Annotated in this window: 12 protein-coding genes; 6 read left to right on the top strand and 6 right to left on the bottom strand. The window is 75.0% G+C overall.

All coding sequences use genetic code 11. The features are described from left to right. Positions 1 to 85: 85 nt before the first annotated feature. Both ACGF5G_RS11380 and ACGF5G_RS11375 read right to left on the bottom strand, forming a co-directional pair. Positions 86 to 640, bottom strand: coding sequence for a DM13 domain-containing protein (locus ACGF5G_RS11380; RefSeq protein WP_393261423.1), 555 nt, complete (start codon positions 638 to 640; stop codon positions 86 to 88). Positions 641 to 727: 87 nt separating this feature from the next. Further along, the gene (locus ACGF5G_RS11375; protein ID WP_393261421.1) at positions 728 to 2,242 is read right to left on the bottom strand and encodes a glycosyltransferase family 2 protein; all 1,515 of its coding nucleotides are present in this window, start codon (positions 2,240 to 2,242) and stop codon (positions 728 to 730) included. A gap of 223 nt (positions 2,243 to 2,465) precedes the next feature. On the opposite strand from ACGF5G_RS11375, the gene ACGF5G_RS11370 reads away from it, so the two are divergent. From ACGF5G_RS11370 to ACGF5G_RS11350, 5 genes are all read left to right on the top strand, one after another. Continuing rightward, complete coding sequence (locus tag ACGF5G_RS11370) at positions 2,466 to 3,380, top strand: ABC transporter ATP-binding protein (protein ID WP_350703954.1); 915 nt, start codon at positions 2,466 to 2,468, stop codon at positions 3,378 to 3,380. Next, positions 3,373 to 4,251: an ABC transporter permease gene (locus tag ACGF5G_RS11365; RefSeq protein ID WP_363701158.1), complete on the top strand. Its 879-nt coding sequence runs from the start codon at positions 3,373 to 3,375 to the stop codon at positions 4,249 to 4,251. Before ACGF5G_RS11370 ends, ACGF5G_RS11365 begins: the two co-directional genes overlap by 8 nt. Further along, positions 4,248 to 5,204, top strand: a complete 957-nt coding sequence (locus ACGF5G_RS11360) for an ABC transporter ATP-binding protein (protein ID WP_393261419.1) — start codon at positions 4,248 to 4,250, stop codon at positions 5,202 to 5,204. Before ACGF5G_RS11365 ends, ACGF5G_RS11360 begins: the two co-directional genes overlap by 4 nt. A gap of 2 nt (positions 5,205 to 5,206) precedes the next feature. Beyond that, positions 5,207 to 5,917 carry an ABC transporter permease gene (locus tag ACGF5G_RS11355; protein WP_393261418.1) on the top strand — a complete coding sequence of 237 codons (711 nt, stop codon included), beginning with the start codon at positions 5,207 to 5,209 and terminating at the stop codon, positions 5,915 to 5,917. A gap of 114 nt (positions 5,918 to 6,031) precedes the next feature. Next, positions 6,032 to 6,658 (top strand): hypothetical protein, encoded by a 627-nt coding sequence (locus ACGF5G_RS11350; RefSeq protein WP_393261416.1) that lies wholly within the window; start codon positions 6,032 to 6,034, stop codon positions 6,656 to 6,658. A gap of 36 nt (positions 6,659 to 6,694) precedes the next feature. On the opposite strand, the gene valS is transcribed toward ACGF5G_RS11350, so the two are convergent. Continuing rightward, positions 6,695 to 9,259: a valine--tRNA ligase gene (valS, locus tag ACGF5G_RS11345; protein WP_393261415.1), complete on the bottom strand. Its 2,565-nt coding sequence runs from the start codon at positions 9,257 to 9,259 to the stop codon at positions 6,695 to 6,697. Between the two features lie 56 nt (positions 9,260 to 9,315). On the opposite strand from valS, the gene ACGF5G_RS11340 reads away from it, so the two are divergent. After that, on the top strand, positions 9,316 to 9,975 hold the full coding sequence (locus ACGF5G_RS11340; RefSeq protein ID WP_393261413.1) for a nitroreductase family protein: 660 nt from the start codon (positions 9,316 to 9,318) through the stop codon (positions 9,973 to 9,975). A gap of 63 nt (positions 9,976 to 10,038) precedes the next feature. Here the strand turns inward: ACGF5G_RS11340 and ACGF5G_RS11335 are convergent, their stop codons facing one another. The 3 genes from ACGF5G_RS11335 to ACGF5G_RS11325 form a co-directional block, all read right to left on the bottom strand. Next, positions 10,039 to 11,613 (bottom strand): trypsin-like serine protease, encoded by a 1,575-nt coding sequence (locus ACGF5G_RS11335; RefSeq protein WP_393261411.1) that lies wholly within the window; start codon positions 11,611 to 11,613, stop codon positions 10,039 to 10,041. Between the two features lie 131 nt (positions 11,614 to 11,744). Next, positions 11,745 to 13,613 (bottom strand): ABC transporter ATP-binding protein, encoded by a 1,869-nt coding sequence (locus ACGF5G_RS11330; protein WP_393261409.1) that lies wholly within the window; start codon positions 13,611 to 13,613, stop codon positions 11,745 to 11,747. Next, positions 13,610 to 15,430, bottom strand: coding sequence for an ABC transporter ATP-binding protein (locus ACGF5G_RS11325; RefSeq protein ID WP_393261407.1), 1,821 nt, complete (start codon positions 15,428 to 15,430; stop codon positions 13,610 to 13,612). Before ACGF5G_RS11325 ends, ACGF5G_RS11330 begins: the two co-directional genes overlap by 4 nt. Positions 15,431 to 15,462: the final 32 nt, after the last annotated feature.

The following is a 15,462-nucleotide window of genomic DNA, read 5'->3' as shown; positions in this document are numbered from 1 at the left end:
TCAGCCTGTCGGCGATCGGTCGAGAGCGCCACTCCACGCCACGCCACGCCACGCCGCGCCGCGCCGGCGGCCGGCGGCCGGCGGATCAGCGGAGCGGAGCCAGCGGTGCCGCGCCGAACGAGACGGCGAACCGCTTGCACCAGATCGAGACGCTGGTCACGCCGGTCAGGTCGACCTCGGCCGGGATGTCGTACCCCTGGTCGCCCCTGTTGCCCTTGAGCCGGCCCAGTTCGACCCACCGGCCGTCGTCGAAGACCCGCCAGCCGGCGGTGCCGCTCCGCACCGGTTGGTCGGTGAGCCAGACCCGCAGGTCCGGGCCGTTGGAGGTGGCCAGCCCGACCAGTTCCAGCCGGTGCCGCCCGTCAGGGGTACGGACGATCCGGGCGGTGCCCGAGGTGTCGTGCTCGTGGGTCACGAACTCGCCCCGGCTGACCAGGACCGGCCCGGTGGGGGAGGCCGTGGCGCCGGTGGTGGGAGCCGTCGGGCCCGGTGCCGCCTCCACGGTCGAGAGCGTCTCGTCGACCTCGTCGTCGGTGACCAGTTTCCAGGGCTGGAACCAGTAGAGGCCGAACGCCGACCCGGCGACGAGGACGACGGCCACGACCCAGGTCAACGGTGTGCGGAGCAGTCGCGTGAGCATGTGGACAGTCTGTCGGGCCGGTGCCGTCCTGTCACCGGTCGATGTCCTGCCGACCCGCCCGAGCCGGCCTCAAGCTGCCCCGGCCGGTCAGCGCCGCCTGATCCGGCGCCGCACGGCCCGGCGCAGCCGGTGCCAGAGCGCCCGCTCGTCCTCCACCACCGGGGCGGCGCCGTCGGCGGCGCAGCGCAGCAGCAGCGGCAGGCGGGCGTCCTCGGTCCAGCCGGCGCTGGTGACCCGGGCCTTCAGCGACCAGGTGCCCGCGGTGCGGCCCCCGTTGAGGGCGGTGAAGTCGATCGTGGCGGTGGCCCGGTGCACGACGTGCGCGGTGCCGTCGCCGGCGGGCACCCGCTCCGTGGCGAACGACACCGGCAGGAAAACCTCCTCGCTGGTCTGCCCGCGGCGGGCGACGACGTCCAGCCTGCTGCGGCCGAGCGCCCCGGTGAGGTCGCGCAGCTCCCGGTCCAGCCCGTCGACCGGGAGCACCAGCAGGTCCCGGCCGCCGTCCTCGGCGAAGGCGAGCGGCCGCCCGGCGGACACCAGCCGGGCGGAGACGTCGACGGTCAGCGTCCTGCCGGCCCGCTCGATGCGGTCGACGGCGCCGACGGCGCGGACGCCCGTCTCCCACTCGGCCAGCCGGCGCAGGTCCGCGACCCGGCCCTGCTCGGCGAGGTGCGCCAGCACCCGTTGCAGCGGGGGCAGGCCGGCGGCGACCCCGGGCGCGAACCGCTCCCGGATCACCCCCTGGATCTCCCGGACGACCTGGGCGAGCCACTCCTCGGGGGCGTCGAGCATCCGCCGGCCGCGTACCCGGTTGAGCATCTCGTTGCGCAGCCATCGCCGGTGCAGCCGGTCGCGCAGCGGCCCCGGCTCGGTGTGCGCGTCGACGATGTCGATCGCCTCCCGCAGGCTGGCGTAGTACTCCGCCGGGTCCAGCCGGCTGGCCGTGACGTTCCCGGCGTCGCCGCGGCGGGCGTGGTGGTAGCAGGTGTAGTCCGACAGCACGCACGTCCGCCTCGACAGGAGGTACGACCGGACCACCATCCGGTGGTCCTCCAGGCGCCGCGGCGGCCCCTCCGGGAACCGCAGCCCGTGCTCGTCGAGGAAGGCGCGGCGGAACATCTTGTGGCAGGTGAGGCTGTCGATCAGCGGCGAGTTGGCGAGCGTGGCGTCGAACCGGTTTCGCCGGAACAGCTCGCGCGGCACGCCGCGCCCGTGCCCGGCCATCCGGCCGACCACCACGTCGGAGTCGTGGGCCCGCGCGCAGCCGTACATCCGTTCGAGCGCCTCGTCGCCGAGCCAGTCGTCGTCGTCGGCGAACAACACGTACTCGCCCCGGGCGTGCGCGACGCCGAGGTTGCGCGGCCGGGACGGCCAGCCCGAGTTCTCGATGCGCAGCACCCGGAAGTGCGGGTGCTCGGCGGCGATCTTCTCGAGCCGCTCGGGCGTGTCGTCGGTCGAGCCGTCGTCGACGAAGACCGCCTCGAACTCCGTCGCAGGCAGCGACTGGCGCAGCAGCGAGGCCACGAGTTTCTCGATGTGCGGCCCGCTGTCGTGCGTGGGAACCACCACGCTCACCTTGGGCAACGGCGTTTCGCCGGTCATGATCCTCCCCGTGTGTCGGTCGCCGGCGGACCCCGGTCCGTCCCGGCCAGCGGTGACCCCGCTCTAGAGTGGACGCATCACCGGCCGTCGAGGTTGCGGGCGGATTTCCGTGAGGTTCCCGGTCACGGGGACCGGACCCTAGGGGACTCGGGCCGCGAGGATCAGGGGAGCGCCGGGGGCGTGCCGCTCCCAGCAGGGGCGTCGGCCTCCTACGCTGGACGTCGTGACACTGATCGCGACCGAGTCGCTGACCAAGACGTACGGGGGTGGGGTCACCGCGCTGGCCGACCTGACCGTCGCGGTCGAGCCGGGGATCATCGGACTGGTCGGCGCGAACGGCGCCGGCAAGTCCACGCTGATCAAGATCCTGCTCGGCCTCCTCGCCCCGACCAGCGGGCGGGTCCGGGTGCTCGGGCTCGACCCGACCACCGACTCCGCCGGGGTCCGCGCCCGGGTCGGCTACATGCCCGAGCACGACGCCCTGCCGCCCGACCTCTCGGCCGCCGAGCTGGTCACCCACCTTGGCCGGATCAGCGGGCTGCCGCGTACGGTCGCCCGCGAGCGGGCCTCCGAGGCGCTGCGGCACGTCGGGCTCTACGAGGAGCGCTACCGCCCGGTCGGCGGCTACTCCACCGGCATGAAGCAGCGGGTGAAGCTCGCCCAGGCCCTGGTGCACGACCCCGACCTGCTGCTGCTCGACGAGCCGACCAACGGCCTCGACCCGGCCGGCCGGGACGCCATGCTGGCCCTGGTGCACCGGATCGGCACCGAGTTCGGCATCTCCGTGCTGGTCTGCTCGCACCTGCTCGGCGAGGTGGAGCGGATCTGCGACACGCTGGTCGCCATCGACGGCGGGCGGCTGCTGCGGGCCGACCACATCTCCGCCATGACGTCGGCCACCGACGTGCTCGCCGTCGAGGTCAGCGAGGGCACCGAGGAGTTGGCCGCCCGGCTCGCCGCGCTGCGCCTGCCGGTACGCCGGGACGGGCGGCTGCTGCTCGTCGAGCTCGCCGACGACGCCACCTACGACCTCATCCTCGGCGCGGTCGCCGAGCTGGACCTGCCGCTGCACCGGCTCGACCAGCGCCGGCACCGGGTCGCCGAGCTCTTCGCCACGAGGGAGCCCAGCCATGCCTGAGCCCACCGGTGTCATCCACGACATCGGCTACCAGCGCTACACCGGCCCCCGCCTGGGGCGCCGGCAGGTCTTCGGCGCGCTCTACCTGCACGGGCTGCGTACGGCGTTCGGGTTCGGGCGCAGCGCCAAGGCCAAGATCTTCCCCTGGCTGGTGGTCGGCATCGTCACCGTGGTGGCCGCGGGCCTCACCGCGGTGCGCAGCCAGATCGGCGAGGCGGTGATGACGTACGCCCAGTTCGCCGACAACATGAGCTGGCTCGTCATCTTCTTCGTCGCGGTGGTCGCCCCCGAGCTGGTCTCCCGGGACCTGCGCAGCGGGGTGCTGCCGCTCTACTTCTCCCGGCCGCTGCCCCGGTCGGACTACCCGCTGGCCAAGCTGCTGGCGCTGGTGACCGCGCTCTGGCTGCTGCTCGGCGGCCCGCAGCTGGTGATGTTCCTGGGCGCCGCCTTCACCACCGACGACGGCATGCGCGGGGTCTGGAACGAGCTGCTGGACCTGCTGCCGGGCCTGCTCTACGCCGGGCTCTGGGCGGTGGTCTTCGCCTCGGTCGGCCTGCTCGTCGCGTCGCTGACCGGCAAGCGGGCGTTCGCGGCCGGCGGGATCGTGGCGGTGTTCCTGATGACCACCCCGGTCGTCGGCACCCTGTCGATCATGCCGTCCCGGACGGTCAACGAGCTGGCCTTCCTCGCCTCGCCGTCCACGCTGGTGCGGGGCGTCGGCGACTGGGCCCTCGGCGACCTGCTCCCCAAGGGACAGGAGGGGCTCATGATCGGCGACTTCGGCCCGGTCTACGCGGCCGCCGCCGTGCTGCTCGTGGCCGGCTGCGTCGCCCTGCTGCTGCTGCGATACCGGAAGGTGGCCGCCCGATGACCACGACGAGCGCCGAGCCCGCGGCGGGGGCCGCGACCGCCGCCAGCACCCTGGACCTCGCCGGCGTCTCCCGCTGGTACGGCAACGTGGTGGCGGTCAACGACGTCAGCATGACCCTCGGGCCCGGCGTCACCGGGCTGCTCGGCCCGAACGGCGCGGGCAAGACCACCCTGCTGCACATGATGGCCGGCTTCCTGGCCCCGTCGCGCGGCGCGGTGACCCTGGACGGCCGGCCCACCTGGCGCAACCCGGAGGTCTACCGCCGGTTGGGCCTGGTGAGCGAGCGGGAGGCGGTGCACACCTTCCTCAGCGCGTACGAGTTCGTGCTGGCGAGCGCGAAGCTGCACCGGCTGCCGGACCCGGCGGCGGCGGCCCGCCGGGCGATCGCCCTGGTGGAGATGGAGGGGGCGCAGGACCGCCGGATCGGCACGTACTCCAAGGGCATGCGGCAGCGCGCCCGGGTGGCCGCCGCGCTCGTGCACGAGCCGCAGGTGCTGCTGCTGGACGAGCCGTTCAACGGGATGGACCCGCGTCAGCGGCTGCACATGATGGAGCTGCTGCACCGCCTCGGCGACGCCGGCCGGACGATCCTGTTCAGCTCGCACATCCTGGAGGAGGTCGAGCAGGTCTCCGGCACCGTCCAGGTGATGGTCGCCGGCCGGCTCGCCGCCTCCGGCGACTTCCGCACCATCCGCCGGCTGATGACCAACCGGCCGCACGTCTTCGCCGTCCACTCCACCGACGACCGGGCGCTCGCCGTGGCGCTGATGGCGGAGGCGTCGGTGACCGGGGTGGAGTTGGGCCGCGCGGGGCTGACCGTGCGGGCCGGCGACTACGGCGCGTTCACCCGCGCGCTGCCGAAGATCGCCCTGGCGAAGGGCATCCGGGTGCGGCAACTGGTGCCCGAGGACGAGTCCCTGGAGAGCGTCTTCTCCTACCTGGTGGAGGCCTGAGCATGTCTACCGTTTCCTGGATCACCGCGCGGGGGCTGTTCGGGCGTCGCCGGTTCCTCCTGCTGGTGCCGCTTCCGGCGGTACTGGTGCTGCTCGCCGTGCTCTCCCGCTCGCTCGGGGTGGACCCGGGCGAGTGGGGCCCGCCGGTGCTGGTCGGCCTCGGCCTGGCCGTGGTGCTGCCGGTGGTCGCGTTGATCGTCGGCACCGGCGTGCTGGGGGCCGAGATCGACGACGGCACGGTCGTGCACATCCTGACCAAGCCGCTGCCGCGCTGGCAGATCGTGCTGCCGAAGCTGGCGGTGGCGACCGGCGTCACGGCGGTCACCGTCGCGGTGCCGCTCTACGTCGCGGGCGTGCTCGCCCATTCCGTACGCCTCGGCCTGGCGCTCGCCGCCGCCGCGGCGGTCGGGGCGCTGGCGTACTCGGCGCTGTTCGTGGCGCTGAGCCTGCTCACCCGGCGGCCCGTGCTGCTCGGCCTGGTCTACGTGCTCATCTGGGAGGGGCTGCTCGGCAACTTCGTCAGCGGCACCAAGGTCCTCTCCATCCAGCAGTACGTGATCGCCCTCGCCGATCGGCTGGCCCCCACCGGGCTGCTGGAGACCAGCGTCTCGGTGCCGGTGGCGGCGGTGATGACCGTGCTGATCAGCGTGGGCTTCACGGTGCTGGCGATCGACCGGCTCCGCTCGTTCAGCGTGGCTGGCGAGACGAGCTGACCCCCGCGTGACGGCCGTCCGGGCGGCCCGACCCCCGATGGTAGGGCTGGCCGGATGGACCGGGCCGCGCCACCCGGCGAGGCTGTGGAAGTGAGTGCGGAAGCGGGTCTGGTCATGTCGCGCGATTCCTACCCCGGTGCCGGCCGGCACTGGCTGGTCAGCCTGGCGGTCGCCGGGCTCGCGGCGGCGGCGACCACCACGGCCGCCCAGGCCAGCGGCCACTTCCACTGGTGGGCGGGGTTCGTACTGATCCCCGGGGCACTGATCGCCGCCGTCGGCGGGCCGCTGCTGGCCCGGGGCGGCGGGCGCGCCTTCGCCGGCTACGTGATCGCCTGCCTCGGCACGCTGGTGTTCGCGGTCGGGGCGCTGCTGATGTTCGGCGCCTTCGGCAGGGGCTGGCCGCTGATGGTCATCCTGCCGTGCCTGGCGGTCGCCGGCACCTACCACTGGCGGCCGCTCCACCCGCTGGCCCGGGGGTTGCACCGGGCGGTCGCCCTGCTGGCGCTGGCCGGCGCCCTGCTGCTCGGCGGGGCGCTGCAACTGACCCGCGTCGGCCTGGTCGACGTGGGGACCGCCCCGATGTGGGGCGCGTTCCTGATGCTGGCCGGGGTGATCGTGCTGGGCAACGCCGTCGAGCTGACCCGGCACCGGATGCCGTACCGACTCCAGGCGATCACCCTGCTGGTCGGCCCCGCCGTCGTCGCCTTCCTCCTCGGCCTGCGCCTGCTGCGCGGCTGGTGACCCCGCCGCGCCCCGTCGGGCGCGGCGGGGCCGCGCTCAGAAGGCGCAGGCGATCACCAGCTCGGTGGTGCGGTCGGGGAGCAGGTCCAGTTTCGTGATCCGGCCGGCGGCGCGGAGGTCGTCGGCGATCACGGTGAGCTGGTCCAGCAGGGCCGCCGGGCCGAGCGCCTCGGCCAGCGGCACCTCCGCCCGCATCGACAGTTTCCGCTCCGACTTGGCCCGGCGCACCTGGCTGAGCGCGTCCCCGGCCAGCCGCAGCAGCTCCGGCTCGCCGGCGCCCTCGATCGCCCGGCCCACCTCGTACGTGGTCGGCCAGGGCGCGCGGTGCACCGAGCCGTAGCGCCACCAGGACCAGACCTCCTCGGTCGCGTACGGCAGCACCGGGGCGAACAGCCGCAGCTGCACCGAGAGCGCGGTGGCCAGTGCCGCCCGGGCCGAGTCCGCCCCCGGCCCGGAGCCGTAGGCGCGCTCCTTCACCAGCTCGATGTAGTCGTCGCAGAACCGCCAGAAGAACGACTCGGCCGCCTGCAACGCCGCCGTGTGGTCGTACGCCTCCAGCGCGGCGGTCGCGGCGGCGACCACGCCGGACAGTTCGGCGAGCATGGCGCGGTCCAGCGGCTCGGTCGCCGGGGCGCGCAACGCGTCGGCGGCGCCCAGCCCGAGGGCGAACCTCGACGCGTTGAGCAGCTTGGTGGCCAGCCGCCGGCCGACCTTGATCTGGGCCGGGTCGAAGGCGAGGTCCATGCCCGGCTTGCCGTTCGCCGCCCAGTACCGCACCGCGTCGGAGCCGTGCTGCTCCAGCAACGCCATCGGGGTGACCACGTTCCCCTTGGACTTGGACATCTTCTTGCGGTCCGGGTCCAGGATCCAGCCGGAGAGCACCGCGTCCCGCCAGGGCAGCACCCCGTGCTCCAGGTGCGAGCGGACCACGGTGGAGAAGAGCCAGGTACGGATGATCTCCTGCCCCTGCGGGCGCAGGTCCATCGGGAAGACCCGCGCGAACAGGTCCGGGTCGGTCTCCCAGCCGCCCACGATCTGCGGGGTCAGCGACGAGGTGGCCCAGGTGTCGAGCACGTCCGGGTCGCCGACGAAGCCACCCGGCCGGCCGCGCCGGGACTCCTCGAACCCGGGCGGGGCGTCGCTGGACGGGTCGACCGGCAGCGCGGACTCGTCCGGCGTGAGAGGGTGGGTGTAGTCCGGCTCGCCAGCGTCGTCGAGCCGGTACCACACCGGCACCGGCACGCCGAAGAAGCGCTGCCGGCTGACCAGCCAGTCACCGGTCAGGCCGCCCACCCAGTGCTCGTAGCGGTGCCGCATGTGCTCCGGCACCCAGCGCAGCTCCCCGCCCCGGGCCAGCAGTTCCTCGCGCAGGGCGGCGTCCCGGCCGCCGTTGCGCAGATACCACTGCCGGGTCGAGACGATCTCCAGCGGCCGGTCGCCGCGCTCGTAGAACTTCACCGGGTGGGTGATCGGGCGCGGCTCGCCGACCAGGTCGCCGCCGTCGGCGAGCAGCTGCACCAGCGTCCGCCGGGCACCGTTGACGGTCTGCCCGGCCAGCGCCGCGTAGGGCTGCGTCGGCACCCCGGCGGGCGCCTCCGGCAGCAGCCGGCCGTCCCGGCCGATCACCACCCGGGTGTCCAGCCGCAGCTCCCGCCACCAGGTCACGTCGGTCAGGTCGCCGAACGTGCAGACCATCGCGATGCCGGTGCCCTTGGCCGGGTCCGCCAGCGGGTGCGCCCGCACCGGCACCTCGACCCCGAAGACCGGCGTACGCGCGGTGCCGCCGACCAGGTCCGCGTACCGCTCGTCGCCGGGGTGGCAGACCAGCGCCACGCAGGCCGGCAGCAGCTCCGGCCGGGTGGTGTCGATCAGCACCTCGCGCCCGGCCGGCCCGGCGAACCGCAGCCGGTGGTACGCCCCGGGCCGCTCCCGGTCCTCCAGCTCCGCCTGGGCGACGGCGGTGGCGAACCCGACGTCCCACAGTGTCGGGGCCTCCGCCTGGTACGCCTCGCCCCGGGCCAGGTTGCGCAGGAACGCCCGCTGCGAGGTCGCCCGGGCCACCCGCCCGATCGTCGTGTACGTCAGCGTCCAGTCCACGGACAGCCCGAGCCGCCGCCACAGCGCCTCGAAGACCTGCTCGTCGGCGACCGTCAGCCGCTCGCACAGCTCGATGAAGTTGCGCCGGGAGACTGGCGTCGGGTCCCGGCGGGCGGCGTCGTCGACGGGGGCGGCTGGCGGCACCCACGACGGGTCGTACGGCAGCGTCGGGTCGCAGCGCACGCCGTGGACGTTCTGCACCCGGCGCTCGGTCGGCAGGCCGTTGTCGTCCCAGCCCATCGGGTAGAACACCGCCCGCCCGCGCATCCGCTGGAACCGGGCCACGATGTCGGTGTGCGTGTACGAGAAGACGTGGCCCATGTGCAGCTCGCCGGATACGGTCGGCGGCGGGGTGTCGATCGCGTACACGTCCGAGCGCTCCTTCGAGCGGTCGAACGCGTACGTGCCTTCCTCCTGCCAGCGGCGCGCCCAGGTCTCCTCGAGCCCGTCCAGGGTCGGACGCTCGGGGACGCCGGCGCGGGCCGTCCTCGCCGTATCAGTCATCCGTCGATGGTAGGCACCGGCCAACGGCCGGACCACGGGTTAACCGGCGTGCCACGATGGATGTCGTGCCGACACTCCCGCTGAGCCCCGACGAGCTGCTCACCACCACCCGCTCGGTCCGCAGGCGGCTGGACCTCACCCGGCCCGTGCCGATGGAACTGGTCCGCGAGTGCCTGGAGATCGCCCTCCAGGCGCCGTCCGGGTCGAACCGGCAGGGCTGGCAGTGGATCTTGGTGACCGAACCGGCGAAGCGGGACCTGATCGGCCGGATCTACCAGCGCGCGGCGCACGGCTACCTCGCCTCGGAGCGCTCGGCCGCCCGGCTCTTCGCCGACGACCCGGAGCGGGCCGAGGTGCAGCGCCGGGTGGGGGAGAGCGTGGCCTGGCTCGCCGACCGGATGGGGCAGGTGCCGGTGCTGCTCGTCCCGTGCATCCAGGTGGACTCCGGCGAGCTGCCGGCCGGCAACCAGGCCGGGCTCTGGGGGTCGGTCCTGCCGGCCGCGTGGAGCTACATGCTCGCCGCCCGGGCGCGCGGCCTCGGCACCGCCTGGACCACGCTGCACCTGGCGTACGAGGCGGAGGTCGCCGAGCTGCTCGGGCTGCCCGCGACCGTGCGACAGGCCGCGCTGATCCCCACCGCGTTCCACACCGGGGAGGGCTTCCGGCCGGCGCGGCGGCAGCCCCTGGACGAGGTCCTGCACGTCGACCGCTGGTGAGCCGCCGGCGCGACGGTCGATCGGCCCGGTGCCGGCGACCCGGTCACCGGGCCGCCGGCCGGGTCAGCGGGGGACCGGGCCGCTCAGCGGGCCCTTGGTGGCCAGCCGGATCCGCAGGCCCCCGTAGGTGCGGGCGTTCGCCCGGTCGAGGATCGTGGAGACCGGGGCGTAGGAGTTGCGCTCGTTCGGGTTGGTGCACGCGCCCTGCCCCGGGTCGCCGTGCGACAGGATGCCCAGCGCCTTGCCGTCGGCCTCGGTGAAGAGCGGGCCGCCGCTGTCGCCCGGGCGGGCGCAGATGCGCACGTCGATGCCGCCGCTGGTCTTGCCGATGATCTCCCCGCAGCGGGTGCCGGGCACGTAGCCGGCCCCGGCCCCCGAGTCGACGTACTGCTCGCCGGCCTTCGGCGTGTACGCCGCCCCGGTGGCGCAGACCACCCAGCCGGGCTGGATGGCGCTCCACGGCACGTGCCCGGTGATCGCCACGTCGCGGCTGCCCCCGGTGGCGCACCGGGGGTTGTCCGGCACGCACCAGTAGTTGACCAGGCTGGGCACCTGCGTGGCCCCCGCCGGGTACGCCCACCGCCCGATCGCGCCCGGCTGGTACGGCATGATCGCGTAGTCGTACGGGTAGGCGTTCTCGGCCAGCCCCGACCTCGACGACTCGACCGTCATCGGCACCTTCGGGCCGAGGAACTGGTGCCAGGTGCGGTCCACCAGCTGGTGCCGCCCCCCGACGACGCAGTGCCCCGCCGTCAGCACGTACGGGTCGCGCAGCCCGACGAGCACGTTGAAGCCCGTCGTGCAGCCGCCCACGGTGCCGTCGTCGCGCGGCACGTCCAGCCGGATGCCGCCGCGCATCGGCGCCCGCGCGCAGTCGCGTGGGTCGCAGGCCTTCTGCACCACGCTGTCGGCGACCCGGGCCTGCGCGCGGGCCGGCACCCCGGCGGCGCGCAGCGCGTCGGCCAGCCGGGGATCGTCGGCGGCGATCCGGTCGCCGGTCAGCACGACGACCTCGTTGGCCCGCTCGTCCACCACCACGTCGGCGCCAGCCGTGGCGTCGAGCGCGGTGGCCAGCCGGGTCGCCGCCTCGGTGAGCTGCCGCAGCGGGTGGCGCACCGACACCACCCGGACGTGTGCCGCGTCCGGCATACCGGTCAGCGCCGCCCGGACCGGTTCGACGCCGGTGGCGGCGACGGTCAGCACGCCGCCGGCGGCCTGGTCCAGCCACATCCCGCCGTACGCGGCGGGGAACTCCGTGGCGAGCCGGGCGGCCAGCGGCGCGGACAGCTCCTGGAGGGCGAGCCGCCGGGCCGCCTCGTCGGCGTCGACCCGGTAGCGGTCGCGCAGGTAGGAGACCGAGGCGGGGCTGTCGGCGGCGACCTCGGCGGCCGGGCGGGCCCGGAGGGTCGCCGCCGCCCCCGGCGTGGCGCCACCTCCGGGGCGGCTGCCGAGCCCGCTGTCGGCGGCCGGCGCGCCCGTCGGGGCGGCGCCGTCGCCCGGCGACGCCGGGGATTCCTGCGCGGTGGGCGTGGCCGGCGTCCGGCCGGCGTCGCCGAACGGCATTCCGGCGACCGCCGCCGCCCCCAGCGCGCAGGCGACGACCACCCCGGCCACCATCACCCGTCGTCCGAACCGCACTCGCAACCTCCCCCGTCGCCGCCGTCGGGACGACCACCCGGTGGACCGCTCCGCTCGGCGCGGTGAGTCTAGTGGCACCGGTGATCTTCGTGGGGCCCGCCGACCGCAGGCGGCGGGGCGGCGACCAGAGCTCACACCAGCGAATCGCGCCACTGCCGGTGCAGGGCGGCGTAACGGCCGCCGGCGGCGGCGAGCCGGCCGGGCGGGCCGTCCTCGACGATCCGGCCGCCGTCGAGCACCAGCACCCGGTCGGCCGTCTCCACCGTGGAGAGCCGGTGCGCGATCACCAGGGCGGTGCGGTCGCGCAGGACGGTGCCGAGGGCGCGCTGCACCAGCCGCTCGGTCGGCACGTCCAGCGAGGAGGTCGCCTCGTCCAGGACCAGCACCACCGGGTCGGCCAGGAACGCCCGGGCGAACGCGACGAGCTGCCGTTGCCCGGCGGAGAGCCGGCCGCCGCGCCGGTGCACCTGCGTGGCGTACCCCTCCGGGAGGGCCGCGATGAAGTCGTGCGCGCCGATCGCCCGCGCGGCGGCCTCCACGGCGGCGTCGTCGGCGCCGGGACGGCCGAACCGGATGTTCTCCGCGACCGTGCCGCCGAAGAGGTGCGTCTCCTGGGTCACCAACACCACCGCGCGGCGCAGCTCCGCGTCGGCGACCTCGCGCAGGTCGACGCCGTCCAGGCTGACCGTGCCGGCGAGCGGGTCGTGGAACCGGGCGAGCAGCTTGGCGACGGTCGACTTGCCGGCGCCGGTCGGCCCGATCAGCGCCACGGTCTGCCCGGCCGGGACGGCGAGGTCGAGCCCGGCGAGGATGGGCGCGTCCGGCCGGTAGCCGAAGGTGACCGCCCGGAAGGCGACCGCCCCGCGCCCCGGCCCGGCGGGCAGCGGCACGGGCCGGGCCGGCTCGGCCACCGAGGGCCGCTCGTCGAGCACCCCGGCCAGTTTCTCCAGGGCCGCCGTGGCCGACTGCAACGAGTTGTAGAACTGGCTCAGCTCCTGCATCGGCTCGAAGAACCGCCGCAGATAGAGCAGGAACGCGGCCAGCACCCCGATCCCGGTCGCCCCGCCGAGCACCCGCCAGCCGCCGTAGCAGAGCACCACCGACACGGTCACGTTGCCGATCACCTTGATCCCCGGCGAGTACGTCGCCATCAGCCGGAACGCGTGCCGGCTCGCCACCCGGTAGTCGTCGTTGACCGCCGCGAAGATCCGCTGGTTGCGCGGCTCCCGGCGGAACGCCTGCACCGCCCGGATGCCCCGCATGGACTCCACGAAGTGGACGATGACCAGCGCCACGGTCTCCCGGGTGCGCCGCCACGCGTCTGCCGACGCCCGCGCGAACCAGCGGGACAGCCAGAACAGGAACGGGAACGCGAGCAGGGTCACCGCGGCCAGCGGCGGGTCCAGCCAGAGCAGGATGCCGGCCACCGACAGGATCGACAGCACCGCCAGCACCAGGCCGTCGATGCCGCCGCCGACCAGTTCCCCGATCGAGTCCAGGTCGCTGGTGAGCCGGGAGACCATCCGGCCGGAGGTGTACCGCTCGTGGAACGCCACCGACAGGCGCAGGAAGTGGCCGTACACCCGCTGGCGGAGGTCGAGCAGGATGGCCTGGCCGATACGCGCGGAGAGGGCGAGGAACCCCCGGCGGGCGGCGTACTCGACGACGGTGGCGGCGGCGAACGCGGCGGCGACGGCCAGCAGCGGGCCGGGCTCGCCGGCCCGCAGCGGCGCGATGGCCCGGTCGATGCCGAGCATGACGAGGTACGGCCCGGCCATCGCGGCGGCGTTCTGGCCGAGCAGCAGCACGACGGCCAGCCCGAGCCGGCGCCGGTGCGGGCGCAGCAGGTCGCGCAGCAGCACCCGGCTGCGGGCCCGGAGCCGGGCCACCGCCTCCGGCGCGGTGTCCTCGGCGTGGCTGCGGTCGGCGTCGGGGTCGGTGGCGACGCCGCGCCACCGGGCGAGGTCCGCCCCGCCCGGGTGGGCGGCCCCGCCGGTCACGACCGCACCAGGCCGCGACCGTCGGGCGGCACCGGGGCCGGCTCGGCGGAGAGCACCGCGCGGTACGCCGGCACGTCGGCGAGCAGCTCGGAGTGCCGCCCGACGGCGGTGATCCGGCCCCCCTCCAGCAGCGCCACCCGGTCGGCGAGGGCGATGGTGGAGGGCCGGTGCACCACCAGCAGGGCCGTGGTGTTGCGCAGCACCCGCTTCAACGCGGCCTCCACCAGCGCCTCGGTGTGCACGTCGAGCGCGGAGAGCGGGTCGTCCAGCACGAGCAGCGCCGGCCGGCCGAGCACCGCCCGGGCCAGGGCCAGCCGCTGGCGTTGCCCGCCGGAGAGCGACAGCCCCTGCTCGCCCACCCGGGTGGCCAGCCCCCACGGCAGCTCGTACGCGAAGTCCGCCTGGGCCAGCGCGAGGGCGGCCCGGACCTCGTCCTCCCCGGCCTCCGGCCGGCCCAGGGTGAGGTTCTCCCACACCGACATGGAGAACAGCGTCGGCTCCTCGAAGGCCACCCCGACCAGCCGGCGCAGCGAGGACAGCCGCAGGTCGCGCAGGTCGCGCTCGTCCAGGGTGATCCGGCCACCGGTCACGTCGTGCAGCCGGGGCACCAGGGAGAGCAGGGTGCTCTTGCCGCAGCCGGTCGCCCCGACCAGCGCCACGGTCTCGCCCGGCTCGACGGTAAGGTCGACCTCCCGCAGCACCGGCGCCCCGGTGCCCGGGTAGCGGAACGAGACCCGCTCGAAGCGCAGCCGGCCGCGCACCTCGGCGCGGCGCAGGGCGACCGCGCCCGGGGCGTCCACGATGGCGGGCGGGCTGTCCAGCACCTCCAGCACCCGGTCGGCGGCGGTCGCCGCCTCCTGGCCGTTGGCGACGATCCAGCCCAGCGACTGCACCGGCCAGATCAGCATCAGCTGGAGGCTGACGAACGCGACCAGCTCGCCGATGGTCAGCACGCCCCCGGCGGTGGCCGCCGCGCCGGCCACCAGCACCACGCCCAGGGTCAGGTTCGGCACCAGGTCGAGCAGGGCGGAGGTGCGGGCCAGCAGCCGGCCCTTGCCGACCCCGGTGTCGTGCAGCGCCCGGGCGCCGGCCGCGAAGCGGGCGGCCAGTTCCCGCCCCCGCCCGTACGCCTTCATCGTGCGCAGCCCCTGCGCGGTCTCCTCGACCAGCGTGGCCACGTCGCCCTGCTGGTCCTGCATCCGGCGGGAGGCGGCGTGGTAGCGCCGGGCGAAGCGCCGGGTGATCAGGAACAGCGGCACCGCGCTCGCCGCCACCAGCAGCCCCAGCGCGGGGTGCAGCCGGATCAGCAGCGCCACCACGGCCAGGTAGGTCACCAGGTTGAGGACCAGGAAGAACAGGCCGAAGGAGAGGAACCGGCGCAGCACCGAGAGGTCGCTGGTGATCCGGGACAGGAGCTGGCCGGACTGCCACCGGTCGTGGAAGCTGGCCGGCAGCCGCTGCAGGTGGGCGTAGACGTCGGCGCGGATCGCCGCCTCGATCCGCATCGAGGACGACGACTGCACCCAGCGCCGGATGAAGATCAGCAGCGCCTCGACCAGGCCGAGCAGCAGCGCCAGCCCGGCCAGCCGGAACAGCCCCGCCGGGTCCTGCCGCGCGACCGGGCCGTCCACCACCCGCTGCGTGACCAGCGGTACGGCGATGCCCGCCCCGGTGGCGGCGAGCCCGGCCAGCAGCAGCCAGCCGAACTCGGCCGCGTGGGGGCGCAGGTAGTGGCGCAGCCGCCAGAGGTTGCGCAGCGGATGCGGGCCGGCCTCGACCCCCCGGGGAGCCGGGTCGCCGTCGCCGTCCGCAGGCACTACCCGACGGTAGCGGCAAATGTGAATGGCGC

It is taken from the genome of Micromonospora sp. NPDC047730 (genome assembly GCF_043204765.1).
In the GTDB taxonomy this organism is placed as follows: domain Bacteria; phylum Actinomycetota; class Actinomycetes; order Mycobacteriales; family Micromonosporaceae; genus Micromonospora.
The sequence above is the reverse complement of the archived record's forward strand: the minus strand, read 5'-3'. Positions and strand labels throughout refer to the sequence as shown.

Excerpts from the sequence above, each read along its gene's own strand:
- ACGF5G_RS11340 (WP_393261413.1), top strand. The coding sequence starts at position 9,316 with ATGGATGTCGTGCCGACACTCCCGCTGAGCCCCGACGAGCTGCTCACC.
- ACGF5G_RS11350 (WP_393261416.1), top strand. The coding sequence starts at position 6,032 with ATGTCGCGCGATTCCTACCCCGGTGCCGGCCGGCACTGGCTGGTCAGC.
- ACGF5G_RS11355 (WP_393261418.1), top strand. The coding sequence starts at position 5,207 with ATGTCTACCGTTTCCTGGATCACCGCGCGGGGGCTGTTCGGGCGTCGC.
- ACGF5G_RS11380 (WP_393261423.1), bottom strand. The coding sequence starts at position 640 with ATGCTCACGCGACTGCTCCGCACACCGTTGACCTGGGTCGTGGCCGTC.
- valS (WP_393261415.1), bottom strand. The coding sequence starts at position 9,259 with ATGACTGATACGGCGAGGACGGCCCGCGCCGGCGTCCCCGAGCGTCCG.
- ACGF5G_RS11375 (WP_393261421.1), bottom strand. The coding sequence starts at position 2,242 with ATGACCGGCGAAACGCCGTTGCCCAAGGTGAGCGTGGTGGTTCCCACG.
- ACGF5G_RS11365 (WP_363701158.1), top strand. The coding sequence starts at position 3,373 with ATGCCTGAGCCCACCGGTGTCATCCACGACATCGGCTACCAGCGCTAC.
- ACGF5G_RS11360 (WP_393261419.1), top strand. The coding sequence starts at position 4,248 with ATGACCACGACGAGCGCCGAGCCCGCGGCGGGGGCCGCGACCGCCGCC.